At 40.6% G+C, this 23,184-nt stretch carries 23 protein-coding genes; 21 read left to right on the top strand and 2 right to left on the bottom strand.

Annotated features, from left to right (window positions below):
* Positions 1–67 precede the first annotated feature (67 nt).
* The 3 genes from DXB15_RS06355 (at position 68) to DXB15_RS06345 (ending at position 4,040) form a co-directional block, all read left to right on the top strand.
* Positions 68–226: a type II toxin -antitoxin system TacA 1-like antitoxin gene (locus tag DXB15_RS06355; protein WP_118532274.1), complete on the top strand. Its 159-nt coding sequence runs from the start codon at positions 68–70 to the stop codon at positions 224–226.
* Between the two features lie 15 nt (positions 227–241).
* The gene (locus tag DXB15_RS06350) at positions 242–3,037 is read left to right on the top strand and encodes a restriction endonuclease subunit M (protein WP_118702362.1); all 2,796 of its coding nucleotides are present in this window, start codon (positions 242–244) and stop codon (positions 3,035–3,037) included.
* A gap of 337 nt (positions 3,038–3,374) precedes the next feature.
* On the top strand, positions 3,375–4,040 hold the full coding sequence (locus DXB15_RS06345) for a hypothetical protein (protein WP_118702361.1): 666 nt from the start codon (positions 3,375–3,377) through the stop codon (positions 4,038–4,040).
* Between the two features lie 165 nt (positions 4,041–4,205).
* Here the strand turns inward: DXB15_RS06345 and DXB15_RS06340 are convergent, their stop codons facing one another.
* Positions 4,206–5,084, bottom strand: a complete 879-nt coding sequence (locus DXB15_RS06340; protein WP_118702360.1) for a hypothetical protein — start codon at positions 5,082–5,084, stop codon at positions 4,206–4,208.
* A 142-nt stretch (positions 5,085–5,226) separates the two neighbouring features.
* Here DXB15_RS06340 and DXB15_RS06335 point away from each other — a divergent pair, with 142 nt between their 5' ends.
* From DXB15_RS06335 to DXB15_RS06270, 13 genes are all read left to right on the top strand, one after another.
* A complete protein-coding gene (locus DXB15_RS06335; RefSeq protein ID WP_015560864.1) occupies positions 5,227–5,403 on the top strand; it encodes an excisionase family DNA-binding protein in 177 nt (58 codons plus the stop codon).
* 36 nt (positions 5,404–5,439) lie between these two features.
* Positions 5,440–7,749: a phage/plasmid primase, P4 family gene (locus DXB15_RS06330; protein ID WP_118702359.1), complete on the top strand. Its 2,310-nt coding sequence runs from the start codon at positions 5,440–5,442 to the stop codon at positions 7,747–7,749.
* A gap of 17 nt (positions 7,750–7,766) precedes the next feature.
* On the top strand, positions 7,767–8,006 hold the full coding sequence (locus tag DXB15_RS06325) for a hypothetical protein (protein WP_118702358.1): 240 nt from the start codon (positions 7,767–7,769) through the stop codon (positions 8,004–8,006).
* Positions 8,007–8,024: 18 nt separating this feature from the next.
* The gene (locus tag DXB15_RS06320) at positions 8,025–8,945 is read left to right on the top strand and encodes a phage major capsid protein (RefSeq protein ID WP_118702357.1); all 921 of its coding nucleotides are present in this window, start codon (positions 8,025–8,027) and stop codon (positions 8,943–8,945) included.
* A 51-nt stretch (positions 8,946–8,996) separates the two neighbouring features.
* A complete protein-coding gene (locus DXB15_RS06315) occupies positions 8,997–9,230 on the top strand; it encodes an excisionase (protein WP_187119647.1) in 234 nt (77 codons plus the stop codon).
* Between the two features lie 110 nt (positions 9,231–9,340).
* Positions 9,341–9,550, top strand: a complete 210-nt coding sequence (locus DXB15_RS06310) for an excisionase (RefSeq protein WP_118702355.1) — start codon at positions 9,341–9,343, stop codon at positions 9,548–9,550.
* On the top strand, positions 9,550–10,833 hold the full coding sequence (locus DXB15_RS06305) for a site-specific integrase (protein WP_118702354.1): 1,284 nt from the start codon (positions 9,550–9,552) through the stop codon (positions 10,831–10,833). The genes DXB15_RS06310 and DXB15_RS06305 overlap by 1 nt, the downstream gene beginning before the upstream one ends.
* Positions 10,834–11,304: 471 nt before the next feature.
* Positions 11,305–12,801 carry a DNA/RNA helicase domain-containing protein gene (locus tag DXB15_RS06295; protein WP_158582200.1) on the top strand — a complete coding sequence of 499 codons (1,497 nt, stop codon included), beginning with the start codon at positions 11,305–11,307 and terminating at the stop codon, positions 12,799–12,801.
* Between the two features lie 17 nt (positions 12,802–12,818).
* Entirely contained in the window at positions 12,819–13,322 is a 504-nt protein-coding gene (locus tag DXB15_RS06290; protein WP_118702351.1) for a hypothetical protein, read from the top strand.
* 700 nt (positions 13,323–14,022) lie between these two features.
* A complete protein-coding gene (locus tag DXB15_RS06285; protein ID WP_062304187.1) occupies positions 14,023–14,790 on the top strand; it encodes an ABC transporter ATP-binding protein in 768 nt (255 codons plus the stop codon).
* Entirely contained in the window at positions 14,780–16,852 is a 2,073-nt protein-coding gene (locus DXB15_RS06280; protein WP_062304189.1) for an ABC transporter permease, read from the top strand. Before DXB15_RS06285 ends, DXB15_RS06280 begins: the two co-directional genes overlap by 11 nt.
* Before the next feature lie 19 nt (positions 16,853–16,871).
* Positions 16,872–17,549 (top strand): response regulator transcription factor, encoded by a 678-nt coding sequence (locus DXB15_RS06275; protein WP_055218786.1) that lies wholly within the window; start codon positions 16,872–16,874, stop codon positions 17,547–17,549.
* Positions 17,546–18,571, top strand: a complete 1,026-nt coding sequence (locus DXB15_RS06270) for a sensor histidine kinase (RefSeq protein WP_109216666.1) — start codon at positions 17,546–17,548, stop codon at positions 18,569–18,571. Before DXB15_RS06275 ends, DXB15_RS06270 begins: the two co-directional genes overlap by 4 nt.
* Positions 18,572–18,651: 80 nt before the next feature.
* Here the strand turns inward: DXB15_RS06270 and DXB15_RS06265 are convergent, their stop codons facing one another.
* Positions 18,652–18,891 carry a hypothetical protein gene (locus DXB15_RS06265; RefSeq protein ID WP_178264975.1) on the bottom strand — a complete coding sequence of 80 codons (240 nt, stop codon included), beginning with the start codon at positions 18,889–18,891 and terminating at the stop codon, positions 18,652–18,654.
* Positions 18,892–19,548: 657 nt separating this feature from the next.
* On the opposite strand from DXB15_RS06265, the gene DXB15_RS06255 reads away from it, so the two are divergent.
* The 5 genes from DXB15_RS06255 to DXB15_RS06235 all read left to right on the top strand — a co-directional run bounded on the left by DXB15_RS06255 (position 19,549) and on the right by DXB15_RS06235 (position 23,082).
* The gene (locus DXB15_RS06255; RefSeq protein ID WP_055059621.1) at positions 19,549–20,076 is read left to right on the top strand and encodes a replication initiator protein A; all 528 of its coding nucleotides are present in this window, start codon (positions 19,549–19,551) and stop codon (positions 20,074–20,076) included.
* Positions 20,076–20,891 (top strand): ATP-binding protein, encoded by an 816-nt coding sequence (locus DXB15_RS06250; protein WP_117534744.1) that lies wholly within the window; start codon positions 20,076–20,078, stop codon positions 20,889–20,891. The genes DXB15_RS06255 and DXB15_RS06250 overlap by 1 nt, the downstream gene beginning before the upstream one ends.
* A complete protein-coding gene (locus tag DXB15_RS06245) occupies positions 20,888–21,097 on the top strand; it encodes a MerR family transcriptional regulator (RefSeq protein ID WP_004844954.1) in 210 nt (69 codons plus the stop codon). The genes DXB15_RS06250 and DXB15_RS06245 overlap by 4 nt, the downstream gene beginning before the upstream one ends.
* 135 nt (positions 21,098–21,232) lie before the next feature.
* Positions 21,233–22,432, top strand: a complete 1,200-nt coding sequence (locus DXB15_RS06240) for a site-specific integrase (protein WP_118702350.1) — start codon at positions 21,233–21,235, stop codon at positions 22,430–22,432.
* Positions 22,433–22,611: 179 nt separating this feature from the next.
* Positions 22,612–23,082 (top strand): low molecular weight protein-tyrosine-phosphatase, encoded by a 471-nt coding sequence (locus tag DXB15_RS06235; RefSeq protein ID WP_118702452.1) that lies wholly within the window; start codon positions 22,612–22,614, stop codon positions 23,080–23,082.
* Positions 23,083–23,184: the final 102 nt, after the last annotated feature.

Raw genomic sequence — 23,184 nt, 5'->3', positions numbered from 1 at the left:
ACGTGGAGAATTGTATTGTAAATGTTGCACACAAATGATATAATTTTTGACATAGGAGGGCTTGGGAATGAACAAAACTATTTCTATGAGTATAAGAGTGAGTGAAGAGGAATTAGCGAAATTGAAACAGGCGGCTAGAATAGAAGCATATGCTTCATATAGTGAGTTTGTACGAAGAACTGCCCTGAAAGAAGCAGAGCGAGTGATTGATCAATTAAAAAAATAATCTAGGAGAAACAACATGGCGAAAGTTTTTGAACCAAAATTATATATAAAATATATTCAGGATAGTAAATCTGATATAATTTCCTCAATTACATTTGATGAAAAGACTGGAAAAGGAAAGATTACATATAATCCTAAATGTGTAAATGTTGATCCAGAGGCACCAGACTTTAAGGGGACAACGACTAACTTAAATGACGAAGAAATGGTAAGGGCTGTTTTACTTCTGAAGTTGGAGAAAGAGTACGGATATAAATTTGAAAATAAATATATAGATATTGAGAAAGTTTATGAAGCACCGGGAAGACCTAAAAAGGGAGCAAAAGGGAGCAGATCAGATATTGTTATTAGAAATGAGGATGGGTCTCCTTTTTTATATTTTGAGCTAAAAACGCCGCAGAAGTATATATCAGAAAGATATTTGATAAAAGGGCAACTTTTTCAATCAAGTAAGCTTGAAAAAATAAAGAGACCTGATTATTTGCTATGGACAACAGTTGTGTTTAATGATAGTGGAGAGCCTGCAATTAACACATTGGTAATATCAACTAGTCAGTATGGAGAATATGACAAGTGGCAGGATGCAGGAGAACCAGCAGGAAATGCTATTCCGAAGGGGTATGGAACTGTAATTCAAAAAAGTTATGCGCGTGTTCCAAAGGAAACGGAGACGTCAATTCCATTAGACGAGACTTCTGATGAATTGTTTTTTAAGCAATTGACAGAAGAATTACATAATGTTATTTGGGGAGGAGGTGGAACAAATAATAATGACGTATTTGCAGTTATCACAAAATTATTTCTGTGTAAAATTTATGATGAAAAAGAAATCAGACCAGGAAATAAGTATGAATTTCAAGTAAATTATGTAGGCAATATTGTGGAGAGTCCAGATGCACTAGTGGACAGAATGAATGTACTATATAAAAAAGCGGAAAGTTCTTATTTATTAGATGAAAAAAGTGATAATGTTGCTTTTGATAAGGCCAGAATAAAACCATCAAAAGTCTTTTACGTGGTGCAAAGGCTAGAAGGAATATCTTTAACTAAGAATGTATACGGAGGAGATTTATTAGGAAGCTTTTTTGAAGAAATAGTTGCACATGGCTTCACGCAAACTAAAGGACAATTTTTTACGCCTGTTCAGCTGGTTGAGTTCATGACAGAATTATGTGATATTACAGAGCATGCGAAAAGAGTTCTTGTAGAGAAGCCTGATGGTAGAGGAATTCATAGGATGCCAAATGTAATCGATCCGTCTTGTGGAGTGGGTACTTTCTTAATTGTTTACATGAAGTCGATAGTAAAAAAAATGTATGAAAATGGAACTTTTAAAGCAGGATTAAGTGACAGGGCATTGGAAACATTTGAAGCTGAATTTTCTGGTCAAACACATACTAATTGGGCCAAGAGATCACTATTTGCGATTGAGAATAATTATGATTTAGGGTTGGCGGCAAAGGTAAACATGATTTTACATGGAGATGGAAGTATGAATACCTTTGTGACAAGTGGGCTACTTCCTTTTTCAGATTATTGTATACAAGATAGACCTACTATTTTAGAAATGCATGAAGAGTATCAAAATGAAAAGTTTGATATTGTACTTTCAAACCCGCCGTTTTCACTGAAATTAACTCCAGACGAAAAAAAATCAGTTGAGAAGGCATTTTCAGGTGAATTGAAGATATCAGAAGATTTATTTATTGAAAGGTGGTACCAATTATTAAGACCAGAACAGGGGGTTTTTTGTTGCGTACTTCCAGAATCTGTATGCGATACACCAACAGAATTGGATACTAGAATATATCTATTATCACATTTTAAAATTAAGGCTATTATATCCCTTCCTTATTTAACTTTTAAGCCATATACAAGTGTAAAAACTTGTGTTATTTATGCAGAGAAAAGAAGTACGGAACAAGTAAATAGGATAGAAAAGGAAATTAAAGAAAGTGGATGGACAAAAAAGGAAGGAGTTGAAGGACTAAAAAAAGTTTTTGATGATTGCGGTTTGCTGGATGAAAAAATATTTATGGCAGAACCTCAAGCAATTGGATATAAACGAAGAAAGGGCCTATCAGATTTGATAACAGAGAATGATTTGCCTAAGGTTTTGTTTAATTACAGAGGAAATAAAAGTCAAAAATCACTAAGATATGGTTTTGAAACAACATTAAAAGCAATATTTAGTAGAAGTACATTACGACTAGACGCGAAGTATAGATGGTTATGGGATGTACTGGAAGGAAAAATTAGTTTAGTGGCTAGAGGAGCTGCATGGAATGATATTGGCAACTATGTAAAAATTGTTGAATTGAATAAAATAAAGAAAGGTGATTTGGCGTACGATAGAAAGTTGATTGATTTAGATAGTGTTTACCCGTTGTGTGGTGGTGTTAATTATGATGAAGTACCAGAAGTATCGATGATTGGATCGGATAAGGTGGAATTTTCAGGAGCGGATTTGGTTGTTTCTAAGCTTGAACCTTATTTGGGAAAATGTATAATTAATCCGGAAGAAGAAGCAATAGGAACAACGGAATGGGTAGGGCTTAAGTGTAAAAAATCAAGTCCAAGAGTTGTTGGGTATTTGTTATCATTACCACAAATGAGAGAAGCAATGAGAATGCTTCAATCAGGAAAACGACATGCCCGTATGGATGCAAAAGAACTTTTACAATTAAAAATTAATATTGACTTAGCTAAAATACTGGAACAAGACATACAAAAATATGAAGAAGAAATTAATTCTTTGAAGAATACTGTTATGGAGAAGAGAAGAAAAATTGATGACTTGTACAGTATATGATAGGAAGTGCTAAAGAATGGGGAGTGGGAGTTTAAATCTCTACAATATTTTCGCTTCAAGACCGATGGCCCCCTTCGTGCGAATTTTCGCAGAATTAAACAGGGGGGATACCCACAAAAGTCAGTTTATGTGAAAATATCCGCTGAATATCATCACTAAAGCCGATTTTGTTTTGCCAGATAGTACCGAAATGCGCAGAAAAAACATGTAAAAAGCCGCATAAAAAGCACAGTTTTTTTGCGTACATTTTGGCAGAAATATAATCAGAATTGTCTTGCTATTCTGTGCGGTCAGAGTGATATATGTACTACCAAATAAAGAAAGGCGGGTACATATTATGAAGAATGAAATCAGATTCACATTGGAATCGAAGCAGAAACCAAAACTAGCACAGGAGATTGGAAACATACTTGGGACAGCACCGCATTATGAACGGGTACCAAGCTGTGCATACGATATTGCAGGATACCGACTGGACAAAGAGGGTGTACTGCATATCCCGGAGGGAACAGAAAAAGAAACGGTGGAAGACCTGATTCTGCAGTTACGAGAGCGTGGATTTCAAGACGATGCGGAAATAACGGAAGAAGTGCCAGTGCAGCAGGACAAACTGACAATAGTGATTTCGAGAGAAAGCCTTACAGATATAGCATTGGAAAATTTGCAGAAAATCACAGCAAATAAGCAGACACTTTTTCAACGTGCATTTCGGACGGACAGCACAGAAATTGAGATTACTGAGGAAAAAATAAACTTTACATGGTTTCCGTACACAGCAGATGGCGATGAGATTGCAGCCTACACACAATTTATCTCAAGGCTGTGTGATATGGCAAGAGATGCAAAAAGAGTATCATCAAAGCCGACTGAAACGGACAATGACAAATACGCTTTCCGCTGTTTCCTGCTCAGACTTGGCTTTATCGGGAAAGAGTATAAGACAGCGAGAAAGATTCTGCTTAGGAATCTTACAGGAAATTCAGCATTTCGCTATGGAGAATAAGGATAAAATGACACTGGGTGTCGGTGATGAACCGATGCCCTTTTTCTGTGGAAAAATCAGTTGGGGCAGCTTGTGGCAGATGATTTAGGTTATTCCTATAGAGCCTATATAGAAAATAACCTGTATTACTTGCCACATCTTGCCCCAGTGTGAAAACAGACATGGTCATGCCCATCGGTTATCATTTTCTTCCTGTATCTTTCTGCGATAAGCAGTGCGGGATTTTCTACGGTTTCGTTCTTTTTTACATTCTGGATTGTCACAGTATTTCTGGCGGTTCCCGTTTTTGATGAACAGACGGCCGCAACACTCACAGGTGGCAACGCCCACACGGTCGGCATAAGCAATGGGGTAATCTGTAGGGATAGATACATATTGCGACAGAGCGAATCGGGCAGCATCAAAAACAGAATGGAAATCCGGCATGACCTTCAATTCTCCATTTTCATCCAGTTCCAACTTCATGGTTACGCCACTCATTTTATTTAGGTAAGCTGATATTTTACCGAGATGTTTCTGAATAGGAAACAAATTAAAATCTGCAAAGTCATTCGTCCATGTGATCTGTGCAAGATCCGTGGAAACGTCAAGCTGTTCCAGACATTTTTTGAACATAAGAATTACAAGGGTATCCCGGTACAGGCTTTCGAGATCTTTCCGCATGGTGTGAACATCAAAAGTGAAATTACCAAGAATGTTAGTGAAAAAATCCCAGTATTCCGTATCCTTTTCAATATCCCAACGATATTCTTCGATGTCCTCAGAGGCATAGTAGGGGTGTGCGTACTGCTGACACCAAGAAATGATATCATCGGCAGCAGTGTTGTCATCTTTTCCACGGATACTCTGGTACAGGTTATTCAGAGAAAGCCAGAGTTCATTTCCGTCCAAGCCGTATCCACGGTTGAGCTTCGGAACATCGCCCTCGCCCAGACAGGCGGTGATTACGATTTTTCCATTCTGTTCTGTCTTTTCATAGTATTTGAAAGTTGCGGTCAGCCGTGCATCCGCACTCATTTTCCCCAAACTGAAATCTTCGTTCATATTCTACCTCCATTCTTACCGATAGAACTTGCTTTCGGTACGAGTTCTTACCAATAGAAAATAGTCTTTGGTAACATTATAAAGTATACTGTGATAGAAAACAAGAGCAATTCATGTTTGGAATGCAGAGAGGAGGATGGCTATGGATAAAGTCACGATGAGCGTACAGGAAATGGCAATGCAGATGGGAATCAGCCTGAGCAAAGCGTATGCACTGACCAGAGAAGCGGATTTTCCAATCGTCCGTGTAGGCAAGCGGGTATTGGTTCCTGTTTCCGAATTTAAGGTGTGGTTATCGGCAAGAGCCACGGAGAAATGATACGTCAGAAAATAAGCGGGGAAGGAGGAGCACAGAATGTATGAGAAACTTCCGGAACAGTTGAAAAAAGACGGACGGTTCTGTCTGTGGAAATATGAAGAAAGAAACGGACGCATGACAAAAGTGCCGTATCAGACAAATGGCAGAAAAGCGAGCAGTGCCGATAAAAATACCTTTTCGGATTTTCGATTGGCAGTCAATGCAATGGATGGTTATGACGGAATCGGTATGGGTGCATTTGATGATTTCTGCATGGTAGATATCGACCACTGCGTGTTTGGTGGAAAACTGACACAGATGGCAGAAGACATCGTGGAGAGAATGGACTCCTATACAGAATTCAGCCCCTCCGGCACGGGAGTCCGCATAGTATGTAAGGCATCTTCCCTGTCTTATGATACGGGCAGATATTACATCAATAATCAGAAACTTGGTCTGGAAATCTATGCAGCAGGTGTGACAAAGAAATTCTGCACTCTGACAGGAAATGCGATCCGAAACTGTGGCATTGAGGAGAGAAGCATTGAACTTTGGGAAATACTGGAAACTTATATGCTCCGTCCGATTTCTAAGAAAAAGAACGAAGCGCAGGATATTCCCGGCAGCTATCTGGCGGATGATTCCGTGATCCGCTTGGCATCGGATTCCAGACAGGGTGAAAAGTTCAAAGCCTTGTGGAATGGAGAAATCCCGGAAGGAAAATCCCACAGCGATGCGGATATGTCGTTTGCAAGTATCCTTGCGTTCTGGTGTGGCGGTGATACAGAGCAGATGGACAGGCTGTTCCGAAGATCGGGATTGATGCGGAGCAAATGGGACCGTGTGCAGAGTGACTCAACCTACGGTGCATTGACGCTGGAAAAGGCAGTGGCACAGGCACTGGATTTCTACCAGCCTTATGCAAGGACATCAGCAGAGAGGGATTTTGATGATATGCTGCAGAAGCTGATAGAACTGAATGTGTCGGATAACGGCAGATACCCGTGGAATGACAACGGCTCAGGCAGATTATTTGCGGATGTGTATAAAGATATCGCAAGGTATGTGCCGGAAAGGAAAAAGTGGTATGTGTATGACGGAACCCGGTGGATTCCAGACATTGGCGGACTGAAAACAATGGAGCTTGCAAAATCCCTTGCGGACAGTCTGGTCAGATATGCCCTGACAATTACCGATGAGCGCAGAAGAAAGGACTATCTGGAATATTCTGCGAAATGGCAGAGCCGGAATTACCGCAACACTTATATCAGTGACGCCCAGAGTGTGTATCCGATTGCAATGTCTGAGTTCGACTGCAATGTTTATTACCTGAACTGTCAGAACGGAACACTGGATCTGCAGACGGGAGAGTTCCATCCGCATACGCCACAGGACAAGCAGACCAGGATTGCCGGAGCGGCCTATGATCCGAATGCCAAGAATCCGCGTTTTACCAGATTTGTTTCCGAGGTGATGAGTGGGGATACGGAGAAAGCAAGGTTTATGCAGAAAAGCCTTGGTTATGGTCTGACAGGTGATACCCGCTATGAATGTATGTTTTTCTACTACGGTGCAACCACCAGAAATGGGAAAGGGACTCTGATGGAAAGCACACTTCATGTGATGGGAGATTACGGTTTGACTGTCCGACCGGAAACGATTGCTGCAAAGCCGTCTGCCAACAGCCAGAACCCGACAGAGGATATTGCACGGCTTGCAGGAGTGCGGTTTGCCAATATCTCAGAGCCAAGGCGGGGATTGGTGCTGAATGAAGCACAGATTAAAAGCATGACGGGAAATGATACATTGAATGCCAGATTCCTGCATGAAAACAGTTTTGATTTTAAACCACAGTTCAAGCTGTATGTAAATACAAATTATCTTCCGGCTATTACAGATATGACTCTGTTTTCGAGCGGACGTATCGTGATCATTCCCTTTGACAGACATTTTGAGGAATGGGAACAGGAACAGAATCTGAAAGCAGAATTTTCCAGACCGGAGGCAGCAAGTGCCATCTTAAACTGGCTGATTGAAGGTTACACCCTCTTACAGGAGGAAGGCTTCATCCAGCCAAAATCAGTAAAAGATGCCACCATGTCCTATCAGCATGACAGCGATAAGATGGAACTTTTTGTGGAGGAATTTCTGGAACAGGAGAAGGATGCAGAATGCCGGACATCAGCAGTGTATCAGGCGTACCGCAACTGGTGTAATGACAATGGATATTTTGCTGAGAACAGCCGGAATTTTAATCAGGCACTCCGTACAATCGGTACGGTAGTCCGCAAGCGTCCAAGGGATGGTGGAGAAAAAACCACACTTTTAACAGGCTATCGGCTCTTGTGCAGAGATTTCCTCTGCTGAGAAAAAAGGAGGTATACATGGGAAAACAGAAAGCAGCACCACCGATGCGGTTTGAACCATCGGATTTTTCAACAAACAAGTACAGATGTGTGAATGTCATCAATTTAAGGGACAGATGCCCGGTCATTATCATGGCAAGCGAATCCTGTGACCCGCCCTATTACCGTGTGGTTGACGGGTCATTGGAGATGTTTTATCTGTCCTATTCTGAAGCAGTGGATTATTGCAGACAGAGTGGTTATATGACACAAAAATAATTTTTCAGGAGGTTTATTATGATTAACAGTACAGCTTATTATAACGATTTTTGGAACGAAATGAGAGGAAAACAGGCAGTTACGGACAGCCTTTATAACAACCGTGAAAGCAAGACAAATGCGTACCATCTGCCCGGAGAATCAAATAAAAAATATACGGCAGCACTCCAGAAAGAAAGTGCAGTCCGTCAGCTGGCAACCGTTGTGAACGCGACCAGAAGTGACAGCCGTCTTTGGACATTTGACTGTGAAGGTCAGGCTGAATGGGGCGATATGGTCAATCTGGAGGGCATGGATAACGAGGATGGTTTTCAGAGATTTGAAGTACAGGCATACCGATTGTCCGAGCTTGTCAGACTTGGATTGGAGTTCGCTTCTGATCAGTCCTTTGCCATAGAGGATTATGTAATCAGGAAAATGGCACGCTGTTTTGGCACAAGCGAGGAACAGGCGTTTATCAACGGAACGGGGGAAAATCAGCCGACAGGTATTCTGCACGCCACTGACGGAGCAGAAACGGGCGTGACGGCAGAGAGTGATTCTGCCATCAGCTATGATGAGATCATCAAACTGTATCTGTCCGTGGATAAAAAATACCGTAAGCATGGCACATGGCTTATGAACGATGAGACGGCTCTGGCACTCCGTACCCTCAAAGATTCAGCCGGAAACCCTCTGTGGAAGGACAGCAATGAAACGATTTTCTCAAAACCTGTACAGATCGTTGATTCTATGCCGTCTATCGGAAAGGGACAGAAAGTAATCGCATTTGGAGATTTCGACAATTACTGGCTCGTTCAGCGTTTCCCGCTGACTATCCGCACACTGAAAGAAAAGTTTGCCCTGCGTGGACAGGTAGGATATCTGGGATGTGAATATCTAGACGGAAAGCTGATCCGCAAGGATGCAGTCAAGGTACTTCAGATGGCAGCAAACTAAGCAGTTGGGGCTGCGTAAATACTGCAGCCCCGTATGGAAGGAGGATTGCACATGACAATAGAAAAACATGATATTTCCGGCAGTACGGAAAATACACTTGTCCCTGTGAGTGAAAAGTACACATTAACAATCAAAGAAGCAGCATCGTATTTTAATATTGGGACAAAGAAAATGCGCAGACTGGCAGAAGATAACAGGGGCAGATTTGCGGTATTCAGCGGAAACAGATATCTGATTATCCGTCCGCAGTTTGAAAAATTTATCAGTGCTTCTTCGGAGATATAATTCCGTTTGTCTGCCGAAAGTAGTTGATATTATCAGCGTTCAGAGTGATATATAGTATGACCTCAAAAACCTGTGAAAACAGCCACTTTTGGCAGAAAGGAAGTACTTTTATGGCAAGACCAAGTTTAGCAGAAAAAGATATTTTAAATCCTTCTGAGGCAATTGAATATTTTGTTTTGAGCCGGAGAAAATTTTATGATTTATTGAATAATACGGATGGAAAAGATTTTCTGGCATACTACGGTGAACGCAAGCTGATTCTCCGTGTAGCTTTTGAAAGGTATCTGCGTAACCATCCAGAGTTGAGGAGGCGGGTATAATGGCAAAGGCAGGAAGAGGACAGACAAGGCGTGATTCCAAACGAAGAGTCCTCAGACCGGGAGAGAGTGTAAGAGCAGATGGAAAATATCAATATAAATACCATATTGATGGAAAACCACACTTTGTATACAGTTGGAAACTGGAGCCTACGGATAAACTTCCAAAGGGTAAAAAGCCATGCCTTTCCCTTCGTGAGTTGGAAAAACAGGTAAACACAGATTTGGATTTACTTGTAAATATCGTGGATGGACAGATGACGATCTGTGAACTTGTAGACCGATATTTAAAAACGAAGACCGGGGTAAGGCAAAGCACGAAACAGGGATATGTTACAGTACAGAGATTACTTGCGAAGGAAGCATTTGGCGAAAAGACGATACGAAGTGTGAAAACTTCCGATGCAAAGCTGTTTCTTATAAAATTGCAGCAGGAAGATGGAAAAAGCTACAGTTCTATTCATACCATCCGTGGAGTGTTGCGACCAGCTTTTCAGATGGCGGTAGATGATGATATTCTGGTAAAGAATCCATTCGGATTTCAACTTGCCGGAGTATTGGTAAATGATGCAGTTACAAGAGAGGCAATCACAAAAGATCAGATGAGAAAGTTCCTGAAGTTTGTGCATGACGATGTGGTGTACTGCAAATATTATGAAGTTGTGTACCTACTGTTTCATACAGGAATGCGAATATCGGAGTTTTGTGGTCTGACGCTGAAGGATATTGATTTGGAGAACAGAACCGTGAATATCGACCACCAGTTGCAGAGAACATCGGATATGCGATACATCATAGAAACTACAAAGACGGATGCCGGAACAAGAGTATTGCCAATCACAGAGGATGTGGCACAGATGTTTCAGGCAATTATCGAGGACAGAAATGCACCAAAAGTGGAGAAATCCATAGATGGATATAGCGGATTCCTGTTTTACGATGATAATGGAATGCCACTTGTTGCAATGCACTGGCAGCACCGATTCAATCATATGGTTGGTAGATACAATGACATTTACCGGGTGCAGATGCCAAACATTACACCTCATGTATGCCGACACACCTATTGTTCGAATATGGCAAAATTGGGAATGAATCCCAAGACACTGCAATACCTTATGGGGCATTCAGATATATCGGTCACAATGAATGTGTACACACATATCGGATTTGACGATGCCGAGGAGGAATTGAAACGGATGGAGGAGTTCCAAAAGGCACAGGCGGAGATTGATAAGAAAAACGATGCAAAAGCGGTATCGCAGAAAATGTTTAAAGTGGTGTAGCATTGCTATACAGCAGAAACGCTCCGGTTAAAGTGGCGTTTTTTGATTGTGAAATTAGGTGATTGGTGGTATAATATACAAGAATTATTTGGCCTATATGGAGCATTGTAATTGGAGTATTGGCAACAGCAGTAATGGTGTCACTTTCCGTAAAAAGAGATTCTGGTTTGTGTGGAAGCCAAATGCAGAAGCGCAAGAAACAGAGTCGCGAAAAAACAGTAAGAAATTATTTGTTAGATGGAAAGGGGTAAACAAAATGACAGTTGTATTTGCAGCATTCATGGTGAGTATTGGTATTCTTGGGCGTGACTCGATGGTGTGTGGTTAATATGATAATATGAATGCGTTGAAAATAGGAAGGAGTACCTTTGGGTTCGAATCCCAACACGCTCATTAGGACGACTCGCTTTTTAAAGTGGGTTATTTTAGATTTTATAAAAATAAGCTGTTTTTATGGAGATACATGTACAAATGCGAGCAGTTAATTTATACACTCTTACAAGAAAAATAGATAATGAAATTTATGCAATGTATGAAATGGCTTTGTCAGATAGAGCAGAAGCAATAAGGATTAGGATGGAGGAAATTGACCAGATAGCTAGGCTTGTAAATAACTTTATTTTTCATGGGGCAACATCCGAATGCTATGATAATTGGTTTTATTCTTTTTCGATACCTCATATTGGAAAGGAATTTGATTTGCTTAAAATTGGAAATAACAAAATTGCTGTAAATATCGAATTAAAAAGTCAAGAAGTACCTGCAGAAAAGATTGAATATCAATTATTGCAGAACAGATACTATTTATCCCATATTGCCGATAATATATATAGTTTTTCTTTGGTTGCCGGAGCGGATGGTAATTGCAAATTGTATGTATTAGATGGGGAACTTAAGGAAACTACGTTTCAAGATATGCTTAACAAAATATGCGAGGTGCAGAATCCTATAAGCGATAAATTGGAAGATTATTTCAAACCGAGGGATTATTTGGTATCTCCGTTAAATACCCCTGGAAGATTTATTCAAGGAGCATATTTTTTAAGTGTTCAGCAGAATGAGATAAAGGGGAAGATTATCAACGGGCTTAGTGCAGATAATAGAATATGGGGTATACAGGGAGCCGCAGGCACAGGAAAATCTCTTTTACTATACGATGTAGCAAAGACCGCTTCATCGGAATTTAGAGTGTGCGTTATACATAGTGGAATTATATGTGAAGGGCATAAAACATTGAATCGTTGCTTACATAATGTTTCGGTAATTGAGGCTAAAGTGATAAGTGAGGAGCTTATTAGTCAATATGATATTATTTGTGTAGATGAGGCACAAAGGCTTTACAAGAGTAGCGTAGATATGATTTTATCGGCATATGAAACTGGTGCTATTAGAGGAGCAATTTTTGCGTATGATTTTGCTCAAGTGTTATCGAGAACAGAATTTGCAAGGAACAATCCTAAACGATTGAAGGAAGTTGCAGGTTTTAGAGAAGAAAAACTGTCTGATAGAATTAGAACGAACAAAGAATTGTATTCTTTTATAAGAAATCTATTAAGGTTGGGAGATAAAGCAAGACAACATATAGAGTATAAGAATGTTGATATATTGTATGCTAATGATGTTCATGAAGCGGATAGACTTGTAGATATTTATAAAGGAAAAGGATATATCCCAATTACATTTACTCCGTCACATTATGTATCGAGTTCCATTGATCATTATTCAAGGTATATAAATTCTCATGAAGTAATAGGGCAGGAGTTTGACTATGTTTTGGTTGTGATAGATAATAATTTTAGATATGATGCGAATGGGGATTTGACGGCTAGAGAACATCCAAATCCAGAATATCTGTTTCCAAGATTGTTTTACCAAAACATATCAAGAGCAAGAGAGAAGTTATGTATTGTTGTGCTGAACAATCAAGAATTGTTTAAGAAGTTATTATGCATAAAATGTGGTGAATAACTTGGAAAAGACAAATAATGAAAAAAGTAAAAGTGTTAGAATTACAGAAATCTTGTGAGAAATACGAGATTATTACAAACAAAATATCAAGGTATAGAGGCGTATGCGGTGTATGGGTAATGTACGATAACCATAATCGTTTGTTAGAGGTGGCACAGACAGCTGATGTTTTTAAAGAATTAGCTTATGATTTGTCATGGCTACTTAAGGAATATTCATATGATGGAGATTGGCGGAAAAGATATACGGCAAGAAGATTATTTGAATTCAATCAAAAATTTGATGTTCTTTCATGTGATAAGAATAGAACGACAGCTAAATACAGAACTATTGCACAAAATGCTGAATCAATATTGGTATATTTGATTGTTGAGAACAGAGCTACGAGTAGAGATAAGACAGTGCGTGAAAAAGTTGAATTGGAAATAGCAATAGATAATAAAGCGTTATATTGGAACGCCTTTGGAATTCAACGCAAACTGGCAAAAGATTATTACAAAAATAAGTATGAATTGAAATGATTAGGCAGATGAAAAAAGGTAATGGTCTCAGTGGTTGAAAATGTGGGAAAAATCCTTAGTAGTAGGAAATTCCTTTTTACTACTAACAGATAGTCACAACTTGCTAAATCATGCTATAATTTGCCTAGTTGACACAGAAAAGAGAATTATAACAACACCCCGGAAATACCCGAAAAATACGGCGTTTCCGGGCAATTTAGGGAGTTTGATAACAATGATTAAAGTTCTATTTATCTGCCACGGCAGTGTTTAATGGATGCTGTGAAAGCCTAGGCTTTAAAGGATTTTTTGATGATTGACGAATAATTTACACCTTATTTATACCTTTGGAAGACCGGATCGGAATAATAGAGAAATAAAGAAATAGATAAATATAACAGGAAGCAATTTTGTCATATTGGAAATAATTAAAATTTGCTGAACCGTGTTGATTTTATTGATTGAGTATAATAAAAGTAAGAACAGAAACTTCCATGTTTGAAGCGGTTACCAGAATTGACAAAGAAATGCAAGTTAGCCAATCCGGTAGTCCAGCATATTTTTTCATTGTCACCCGACGTTTTTACAAAACATATACTTATTCCGCTTGATGCGTCATTCTTGTTCTGAAAACAGGAACAGAATCCTTACAGCGACTGTAAGTGTTATTTATTGTGCTTCTGTGCTATCATTTACCCAGAAATGGATAGGAGGCATTCACATGAAACCAATTTTGAATATTGAAAATCTTACCAAAGTCTATGGGACGTTGCCAAACCAGACGAGAGCACTGAACGGAATCACTTTTCAGGTCATGCCGGGAGAGTTTCTCGGTATTATGGGAAGCAGTGGTTCCGGCAAATCCACGCTTCTCAACTGTATTGCAACTGTGATTCAGCCTACAGGTGGAAGCATTCAGGTGGAGGGAGATACTCTGCAATCCCTCAAGGAAAAGGCTCTTGCCGAGTACCGTGGCAAAAAAGTTGGTTATCTATTCCAGAACTTTGAATTGCTGGACAACCTGACTGGCAGGGAAAATATCCTGCTCCCGACTTCCTTGCATGGGGTAGCCGAAACAGAAAGCAGCCAGCGGCTGAAGCAGTTGGCTGACTATCTGGAAATTTCTGATGTTCTGGATAAGTTTCCGTCCAAGATGTCCGGTGGCCAGCGTCAGCGTGTTGCGGCAGCAAGGGCTCTGATCTTACATCCCCAAATGATCCTTGCCGATGAACCGACGGGTGCGCTGGATTCTAAGAACGCAAGAAGTCTTATGGAGAAGCTGTCCGGCCTGAATCGTGACGAACAAGCTACGATCCTGATGGTAACCCATGATTCCAATGCCGCCAGCTTCTGTAAGCGCATCCTGTTCATCCAGGATGGTGTGATCTTTCATGAGCTTCGGCGTGGAGACGAAAGCCAGCAGGAGTTCTACGGGCGCATCCTGAAGGTGATGGCGCAACTGGGAGGGGGCAGCGCAAATGTTCTCTAATCTCATTCTTCGGAACAGTCGCCGCAGCCGAAAGGAAAACGGTCTGTTTTTCAGCTCCCTGGTGATTTCTATTGTTGCATTTTACATGATTCTTTCCATCTCCACTCAAGATGTGATGCTCTTTTTGCAGAAAATGGAGAGTGACGCAGTTGACAAACTCCTGCTTCTGATTCCTGCGTTTTATGGGATGACCCTCGGTATTCTGTTCTTTTTGATCTATTTTGCCTGCAAGTATCAGTTCGAGCGCAGACGGCATGAGTTTGGTGTTTATCTAATGTTGGGGATGCGTAGAAGTAAACTGTTTGGTATGCTTCTGGCGGAAGATTTCCTGACCAGTATTCTTGCCATGCTCATAGGATTACCTGTGGCTGTGGTGCTTTCAGAAATTGTCAGTCTTGTCACCGCCAAGCTGGTAGGCATGGGGATCATCGGTCATCAGTTTTCTTTATCCTGGTTTGCGATTGAATGGACGCTGGCAGGATTTCTGGCAATTAAGCTGACGGCACTTCTGATTTTGAGTGGACGAATCAGCCGCCAGGAGATCGGTACTTTGCTATCCCAGCCAACGAACCGCCCCAAAAAGCAAATGCCATCTGTTATCTATGGACTGGCTGCTATATGCGGAAGTGTGATGTTGGCAGTGGCTTACTACATGGCGATTCAGGGAATTGCATGGACAAAGGTAAGTATGATGGGACTGACTTTGCTGTTGGGCATAGTTGGTACGATGCTGCTTTTCTATGGGATGCGTGCACTGATTGCTTTGATTGTTAAGAAAGGAAAAGGAAATAAGCAGCTTCATGTATTTACCTTCCGGCAGATTCAGGAGAATGTCATTCATCAGTCAAACTCCATGGCCATCAGCTCCCTGCTGATTCTGGCGGCGCTGTGTTGTTTTGGTGCGGGCGTAGGAATTGCAGGAACGAATAACCTGTCTTCTGGCCATGTAATCGACTATACTTTTGAAGATCATACTGCAGAAGATTCATCGCAGGTTCTTCCGAATATAAAGGCAGTCCTGAAAGAAAACAGTTTGGAAAATCAATTTTCAGAGCTTTTTGAAATGAGGGTTGGGCGTATTCGCACCACAGAAGATTATGATAATGCCTACAGCATGGACGCTGTTATGGACTCTCTTCGGAGCCTGCCCCAGTCGGAAGACCGGGATGTCCTTCTGAACAATCTTGGTTATGCCACATACCCATATTTGATTTGTTTATCGGACTATAATCGTTTGTTGGAATTGTCCGGCAATCCGGCTCTCCAATTAGGCGAAAAGGAGGCCGCTGTCTATATTGATACAGAGTTTACTACGGTAAGCCGTACCGCAATGCTGAACCAAGTATTGGCCGGGCATCCCAAGGTGGAACTGGATGGTAGTCCGATTCATCTTACAGGAGAGGTTCAGTCTGTGAATTTGGTCACGGACCGTTCTATAACCTTGTCCTTTGCATTGATTCTTCCGGATGAAGCATTCCTATATTATAGTCAGGGAATGTATGATACCTATGTCAATGCGGTGCTCAGTGAGCAAGCTCTGAATGGAAATAGCCTTATGACTGCATATTTGGATTTGAACGAGAAGCTGGACGAAACTGACATTGAATATGAAAGCTATCTTCAGAATATGGGTCGTCAGCTTTTCTACACCATAGCATCCAGTTATATTACCCTCTATCTTGCGATTGTTTTCCTGGTAGTTGCCAACACCATCGTGGGTGTTCAGTTCCTGATGAGTCAGCAGAAAACCGGGCGCAGATACCAGACTCTGATCCGCCTGGGAGCTACTTACGAAACCCTTTGCCAGTCTGCTGGAAAGCAAATTACCTGGTTTATGGGACTTCCTGTATTGGTTGCGGCTGTCAGCAGTTTGTTTGGAGTCAGGGCGTTATTTACAGGGATACTCTCGTCCCGAACCCGTGGGACAGTGGCTGAAATGATGTTTGTATCTGCTGCTATGATTTTGCTGCTTTGCGTGATAGAATATATTTATATGAGAGTGGTCAAGCGCTCCAGTGATCGGTATTTGCTGACACTGATGCAGCCACAGAGAGAAGAATAATTTGGAAGGAGGTGCTGCCGTGAAAAGAATTGCTGTTGTGGAAGATGAAGTCTATATGCGGGAAGAACTCTGCAATATGCTTCAAAAGGACGGGTATCTTGCGGAGGCAATCACCGAGTTGGAAGATGCCGCTCGGCTCCTGGCAGCCCTCCGTCCTGACCTTGTGATCTTAGACCTGAATTTGCCGGAGATCAGTGGCTTTCAAATCTGCCAGGAACTAAAGAATAAAACCGCTATCCCCGTCCTGATACTGACTTCCAGAGATCAGGTAAAGGATGAACTGCAAGCGTTCCACTTGGGTGCTGATGAATATTTGACGAAGCCGTGCAGAAAAGATCGACTTCTTGCCAGGGTATCCAATATTCTCAAAAGGTATGAAGGCCGTACCAATCTCATAGAGGGACCAGATTTCCTGTTAGACCAGCAGACCTACACGCTTTATATTCATAATACCTCTGTCGTGCTTCCAAAAAATCAGGGAAAACTGTTGGTTGCTCTTTTGTCCGGCGGCGATGCTCTGGTCACGACGGAGCAACTTTGCATAGCACTATGGGGAACCACGGAATACATAGACGAAAATGCCTTGCAGGTTAATCTGACCAGGCTGAAAAAGACGATGTCCGGTCTTGAGATGAAGCAGCGAATCGTTGCGGTTCGTGGGATGGGCTATCGTCTGGAAACGGGGGTGGCTCCATGAAGCGGCTTTGGCGCATGATAGAACGGTACTACCCCTGGCTGCTGTTGCTGTTGGGCGTGGATTGCTTTTGTGCTATCATTCTTTGGATTTCTGACATTCAGGCATTTCAAACCTTGAGTGGGTTAGTAGTTCTGACAAGCCTCCTTTTGTTTTCAGCAATTCTGTTTGTACTAAACAAGCGGGAGACCACCCGCCGAGAGCTGTTCCGGGATTTCCTCAGTGATCCTGCCATCTGCAACGAGGAACGGCTGCTCAGTGCCATCAGCCGGGAAGAAGGAGAATCTATCCGGCTTCTGGCATCAGTTTTACAGGAACACAAAACTGAGAGTAACAGTATGGCAGATGCCCTACAGGACTATGAAGAATATGTGGAGGGCTGGGCACATGAAGCGAAAACGCCCCTATCGTTGTTGACCATGCTCCTGGATAATCGGAGCAACGAAATGTCTCCTCCCCTGCAAGCAAAACTGGATTATGTCCGCAGTCAGCTTCAGGAGGATGTCACTCAGATGTTATACTATGCCCGGTTAAAGAGCAGTACAAAGGATTATCAGTTTAAGGATATCAATTTGAATGACTGCTTGGGGGAAGTTCTGGAGGACTATGCCCCACTTCTGGAAGAAAAGCAGTTTGTAATTATCAATAAACTGCAATCTGAAACAGTCTATACAGACCGTAGAGGGCTTCAGTTTATGTTGGGACAGATCGTGAGCAATGCCATAAAATATAGCAGCGATAGTCCCATGCTAACAATCTCTATGATACATTCGGAGATCGCAGATGTCCTTTCAGTTGAGGATAATGGCATCGGTGTAAAAAAATATGATCTGCCGTATATTTTTCAAAAGGGCTTTACCGGGGATTCTACTGACAGCAGAAAGAAAGCTACCGGTATAGGGCTTTACCTGGTTAAGAAGATGGCTGACGATCTAAACCTTCGTCTGGAAGCTGCTTCCCCGTGGGAAAAGGGCTTTAAGATAGTCATCTTCTTTCCAAAATTGAAATCCAACGGAGGAAAATAATATAAGCAAAAAACGGGGCTGTAAAATAAGTCTCTGCTAAAGAAACGCTAGTTCCGACAAATGCTGGTTCTGGCGTTTCTTTACATTAATATATGTTTTTTGAAAATCGTCACTGTTTTATGTAAAAAGGGTACACTTAATAAGCTTGGATAGATTTCTTCTGTACGTCCATATTTTTTATATCTTACATGTTGTTTTCGTTTGAAAAGAAATTTACGTCCATTAGGGCATATAGGATTTCCGTTCTCATCTCTTATATAGTTTACAGCACGATAAGGATTCGTGTGATGTTTTTTATCTGCCGTTTCTTTTTTGTACATGGTAAATATCATTAAATTTTTCCATTAAAGGTACAAAGCATTCCATGCCTTGTCTTCCATAAAATCAATTCTACGTTAAAAACATACCGTCTAGACAGCTATTTTTTAAGCTATCATTTGAAAGACACATATAATATATAGGCTCAAATGGTGAAAGTGCCCATTTGGGCCTATTATTGTATGAATTCATACGTTACAACCAGAGCAAGATCCACCCGTGTATTACAGTATTGTCATTTTGACAATATTGTATTACTTACGAGTGGCAGACTTGATGGGGATTACGTCCCCATACCCACGTGAAAATATAATTGCTGGCAATTACATTTTAGCAGATATGCAGGCATATCTGAATAAGCGTCATAGACAACAAAATAAGGAAATTTTGATAAGGCATTCACCTGGAATAGGTGAGTGTTTTTTTGTTTTCAAATATTCAATTAATCAAAAAAATTAAAAAAATTTCATTAGGGGGCTGTAAAAATGCCTCTCAGCGTTTCGTATTAATGAAAGGGTATTTGGGCGGGAAAAATAAAAAACTTTCCTCAAGAGCCTGTATTTATGCCCTTCATCTTTTGAATATATGTAAGGACATTTTTGAGCCGGCATGAAAATGATTTTTACAATAATTAGAAACAGAAATGAGGCGAGAAAAGAATGAAATATGAATACATGAAGGAGTCAGAGCAGATGCTTCAGTACTTCCAGTTTCCGAAGTTTTTATTAAAGCTGCGAATTTCTCAAACTGCAAAATTCCTTTATATGATTTTGTATGACCGGGCACGGATATCGAGAAAGAATAGCTGGATAGACAAGTATGGAAATGTTTATCTGATATTTCCAATAGATGAATTGTCTGTTCAAATCGATAAATGCAAATCTTCTGTAAAAACAGCGTTGAAGGAATTAGATGATGTGGGATTATTGGTTCGCAGATCTGGTGGATTTTCAAAACCCAATCATTTATATGTGAAAATTCCATCTGATGAGATAGGTTTACAGCCGGTTGACAATAAGGCGGTTGAAAAGATAGTTGCAACAGAGCCGGAAAAGCCACCTTCATCTGGTCGTAAAAATGGCTGTGGAGGAGTCGGAAATGTGGCACCTAGTAAAGTAACTGAGAAATATAAAAGAAATAAATATCATGAAGTAAATTATTGCTATGGGGAAGGAGAGAGTTTGTGATGAGAGAAGAAGATACTGTATGTGTAGGCAGTGATGGTTTGCAATACTGTAAAGTCTGTGGGGAAGCGAAAGAAGCATTTTTTCCTGAGGGTGGATTTATGGGGATGAAGAAACATTCCAGGCAATGTGCCTGTGACAGAAAAGCGTATGAAGAAGAACAAAAATATTTTAAAGACAAAGAACACCGGGAATTAGTCAGTAGAAATACGAGCATCTGTTTTGACGAGAGCAGGATGGAAGAGTGGACATTTGAGAATGCAGATATGTCAGATGCAGTAATGCATAAGGCAAAAAGCTATGTTGATAACTGGGAGGAAATGAAAAGAAATCATATAGGCTGTTTGTTCTGGGGACCGGTTGGTACCGGGAAAAGTTTTATTGCCGGGTGCATTGCCAATGAACTTCTAAAGCAAGAGGTAACGGTAAAGATGACCAACTTCAATACCATTATCGATGATATATTTCCGCTGGCAGACAAAACGGAATATATCAATGCATTGGCTTCATATCAGCTTTTGATTATTGATGATCTTGGTGTGGAACGAAATTCAGAATATGCGTTAGGAATTATTTTTAGCGTCATAGATCGCAGGATCCGTTCGGGACGACCTTTAATCATCACAACGAATCTTCCGCTGAAAGAAATAAAAAGCGAGACCATGTTGGATAAAAGGCGTATCTATGACCGTATTTTAGAAATGTGTACACCTATGTATGTTGGAGGCACAAGCAAACGAGAAGTGATTGCAAGTATGAAAATGGAGAAAGCGAAAACGCTGTTGAATACAAACAGAGGGGAGGAGGAATGCGAATGAATCATACAGAAAAAACAATACCTGTTTGGAAGAAATATTCTTTAAATGTTTCCGAAGCAGCAGAATATTACGGAATTGGAGAAAAGAGATTGAGACAAATCGCAGGTGAAAATGAAGGAGCAGATTTTATTTTGGAAGTTGGTTCGCATATCCGGTTCAAAAGAAAATTATTTGAAGATTATCTGGACACAGCCAGTACAGTTTAAGTGACAGAATAGAAGAAATAGTAATGAAAATAATGTTCATTTTATCTTAGCGAAGAGAAGGTCTTGTGGTATAATGAATAAACCGAGACGGTCTTCCAAGTTAAATGAACATTTGATGAAGGAGACTAAAAAATTATGAGTGAAAAAAGGAGAGATCATAGAGGACGTATATTACACAATGGAGAAATACAGTTATCTGATGGCAGATATCGATTTAAGTATGTCGATGAGATGGGAAAGGAGCACTGCGTATATAGCTGGTGCTTAGACCATAACGATGCAACTCCGAAAGGAAAGCGCCGTACTTTGTCGCTTCGAGAGATGGAGAAGAAAATCCAGGCGGACCATTTTGAGCAGATTGCAACAAATGGCGGAAGCATGACGGTGCTGGAACTGGTTGAAAAATATACATCAACCAAAACCGGCGTCAGACCTACTACAGTTGCAGGATACGGAACAGTTATCAATTTATTGAAGAAAGATCCATTTGGAAAAAGAAGGATTGATACGGTTCGGATTTCGAATGCAAAATGTTGGCTGATACATCTTCAGCAGGTAGAAAAGAAAAGCTATAGTTCCATCCATTCAATCCGAGGAGTTCTTCGTCCGGCATTTCAGTTGGCGGTGGATGATGACCTGATCAGGAAAAATCCATTTCAGTTTCAGCTAATGGAAGTGGTTGTGAATGACAGTGTGACAAGAGAGGCAATCAGCAGAGCAGAGGAACGTAAGTTTCTACGATTTGTGAAGGAAGATCCTCATTTTTGCAGGTATTATGAGGGAATCTACATTTTATTTAAAACCGGTCTTCGCATCTCGGAATTTTGTGGTTTAACGATTTCTGATATTGATTTCAAGGAGCATACAATCAACATCGATCATCAATTGCAGAAGAAATCAAAAATCGGATATTATATTCAAGAGACTAAAACAACCAGTGGAACGAGAAAGATACCTATGACTGCGGATGTAGAGGAATGCTTTCGGAAAATAATAGAAAAACGAAACCCGCCCAAAGCAGAACCTATGGTAGATGGAAAAAGTGGATTCTTATACTTTGATAAAAATGAAAGTATCTGTTATTCCCTGCATTGGGAGCATTATTTTCAACACATCATTCAGAAGTATAATAATACTTATAAAGTACAGATGCCTGTCATTACACCGCATGTATGTCGGCACACCTATTGCTCAAATATGGCAAAATCCGGAATGAATCCAAAAGCATTGCAATATTTGATGGGCCACTCAGACATCAGCGTAACGCTGAATACATATACGCATGTAAATCTTGAGGATGCCAGGGAAGAAGTTGCCCGGATTCAGGTTGTGTAATTACGATTTTTAATTGAAAACAGCAAGGTGTAAAATGGAAAAACATACACCTTATTTTACACCTTTTGCTGACGATATTATGCGAAAATAAACCAGGTTATGCCAGAAAGCAAAAATTCACAGAGGCTTACAAAGCCCGAAATATCAAGAAAAACTAAGAAATGCGAGGTTATGCAACGATGATAAAAGTGCTCTTTATCTGCCACGGCAACATCTGCCGTTCTCCCATGGCAGAATTTGTAATGAAAGACCTAGTAAAAAAAGCCGGTCTTGCAGACCAGTTTGAAATTGCCTCTGCGGCAACCAGCAGAGAAGAAATCGGCAACCCGGTACACCGTGGAACCCGCAATAAATTAAAACAATACGGCATTTCTGTAGATGGGAAATATGCGGTTCAGATGACCAGTGCGGACTATCGTTATTACGATTACATCATTGCCATGGAACGATACAATTTACGCAATATGGAACGATTTGTCCATGGTGATCCGGATCACAAAGTACATCTTTTACTGGATTTTACAGATCGCAAGGGTGATATTGCAGATCCGTGGTATACAGGAAATTTTGATGAAACATATGATGATGTTTTAGAAGGATGTCAGGGATTGTTGTCAGAGACAATTGCATACTATGATCATAAATGTTAAAATATAATAAGCGCAGACGAGTCAACATACTGGTATGATTGACAACATCGAATTGGATCATGTGCTGAATTTGCACATGATATAACAATAAACTGTAAACGC

Source organism: Roseburia sp. OM02-15 (assembly GCF_003481835.1).
Lineage (GTDB): Bacteria > Bacillota > Clostridia > Lachnospirales > Lachnospiraceae > Eubacterium_I > Eubacterium_I ramulus_A.
Note: the sequence above shows the minus strand (reverse complement) of the source record. Positions and strands in the feature narration are given on the sequence as shown.

Bases quoted from the DNA above. Each gene is read 5' to 3' on its own strand.
- DXB15_RS06270 (WP_109216666.1), top strand. From the start codon at position 17,546: ATGAAGCGGCTTTGGCGCATGATAGAACGGTACTACCCCTGGCTGCTG.
- DXB15_RS06330 (WP_118702359.1), top strand. From the start codon at position 5,440: ATGTATGAGAAACTTCCGGAACAGTTGAAAAAAGACGGACGGTTCTGT.
- DXB15_RS06340 (WP_118702360.1), bottom strand. From the start codon at position 5,084: ATGAACGAAGATTTCAGTTTGGGGAAAATGAGTGCGGATGCACGGCTG.
- DXB15_RS06355 (WP_118532274.1), top strand. From the start codon at position 68: ATGAACAAAACTATTTCTATGAGTATAAGAGTGAGTGAAGAGGAATTA.
- DXB15_RS06350 (WP_118702362.1), top strand. From the start codon at position 242: ATGGCGAAAGTTTTTGAACCAAAATTATATATAAAATATATTCAGGAT.
- DXB15_RS06255 (WP_055059621.1), top strand. From the start codon at position 19,549: ATGAAATATGAATACATGAAGGAGTCAGAGCAGATGCTTCAGTACTTC.
- DXB15_RS06290 (WP_118702351.1), top strand. From the start codon at position 12,819: ATGAAAAAAGTAAAAGTGTTAGAATTACAGAAATCTTGTGAGAAATAC.
- DXB15_RS06335 (WP_015560864.1), top strand. From the start codon at position 5,227: ATGGATAAAGTCACGATGAGCGTACAGGAAATGGCAATGCAGATGGGA.
- DXB15_RS06235 (WP_118702452.1), top strand. From the start codon at position 22,612: ATGATAAAAGTGCTCTTTATCTGCCACGGCAACATCTGCCGTTCTCCC.
- DXB15_RS06245 (WP_004844954.1), top strand. From the start codon at position 20,888: ATGAATCATACAGAAAAAACAATACCTGTTTGGAAGAAATATTCTTTA.
- DXB15_RS06295 (WP_158582200.1), top strand. From the start codon at position 11,305: ATGCGAGCAGTTAATTTATACACTCTTACAAGAAAAATAGATAATGAA.
- DXB15_RS06320 (WP_118702357.1), top strand. From the start codon at position 8,025: ATGATTAACAGTACAGCTTATTATAACGATTTTTGGAACGAAATGAGA.
- DXB15_RS06325 (WP_118702358.1), top strand. From the start codon at position 7,767: ATGGGAAAACAGAAAGCAGCACCACCGATGCGGTTTGAACCATCGGAT.
- DXB15_RS06265 (WP_178264975.1), bottom strand. From the start codon at position 18,891: ATGTACAAAAAAGAAACGGCAGATAAAAAACATCACACGAATCCTTAT.
- DXB15_RS06310 (WP_118702355.1), top strand. From the start codon at position 9,341: ATGGCAAGACCAAGTTTAGCAGAAAAAGATATTTTAAATCCTTCTGAG.
- DXB15_RS06305 (WP_118702354.1), top strand. From the start codon at position 9,550: ATGGCAAAGGCAGGAAGAGGACAGACAAGGCGTGATTCCAAACGAAGA.
- DXB15_RS06315 (WP_187119647.1), top strand. From the start codon at position 8,997: ATGACAATAGAAAAACATGATATTTCCGGCAGTACGGAAAATACACTT.
- DXB15_RS06240 (WP_118702350.1), top strand. From the start codon at position 21,233: ATGAGTGAAAAAAGGAGAGATCATAGAGGACGTATATTACACAATGGA.
- DXB15_RS06285 (WP_062304187.1), top strand. From the start codon at position 14,023: ATGAAACCAATTTTGAATATTGAAAATCTTACCAAAGTCTATGGGACG.
- DXB15_RS06280 (WP_062304189.1), top strand. From the start codon at position 14,780: ATGTTCTCTAATCTCATTCTTCGGAACAGTCGCCGCAGCCGAAAGGAA.
- DXB15_RS06250 (WP_117534744.1), top strand. From the start codon at position 20,076: ATGAGAGAAGAAGATACTGTATGTGTAGGCAGTGATGGTTTGCAATAC.
- DXB15_RS06345 (WP_118702361.1), top strand. From the start codon at position 3,375: ATGAAGAATGAAATCAGATTCACATTGGAATCGAAGCAGAAACCAAAA.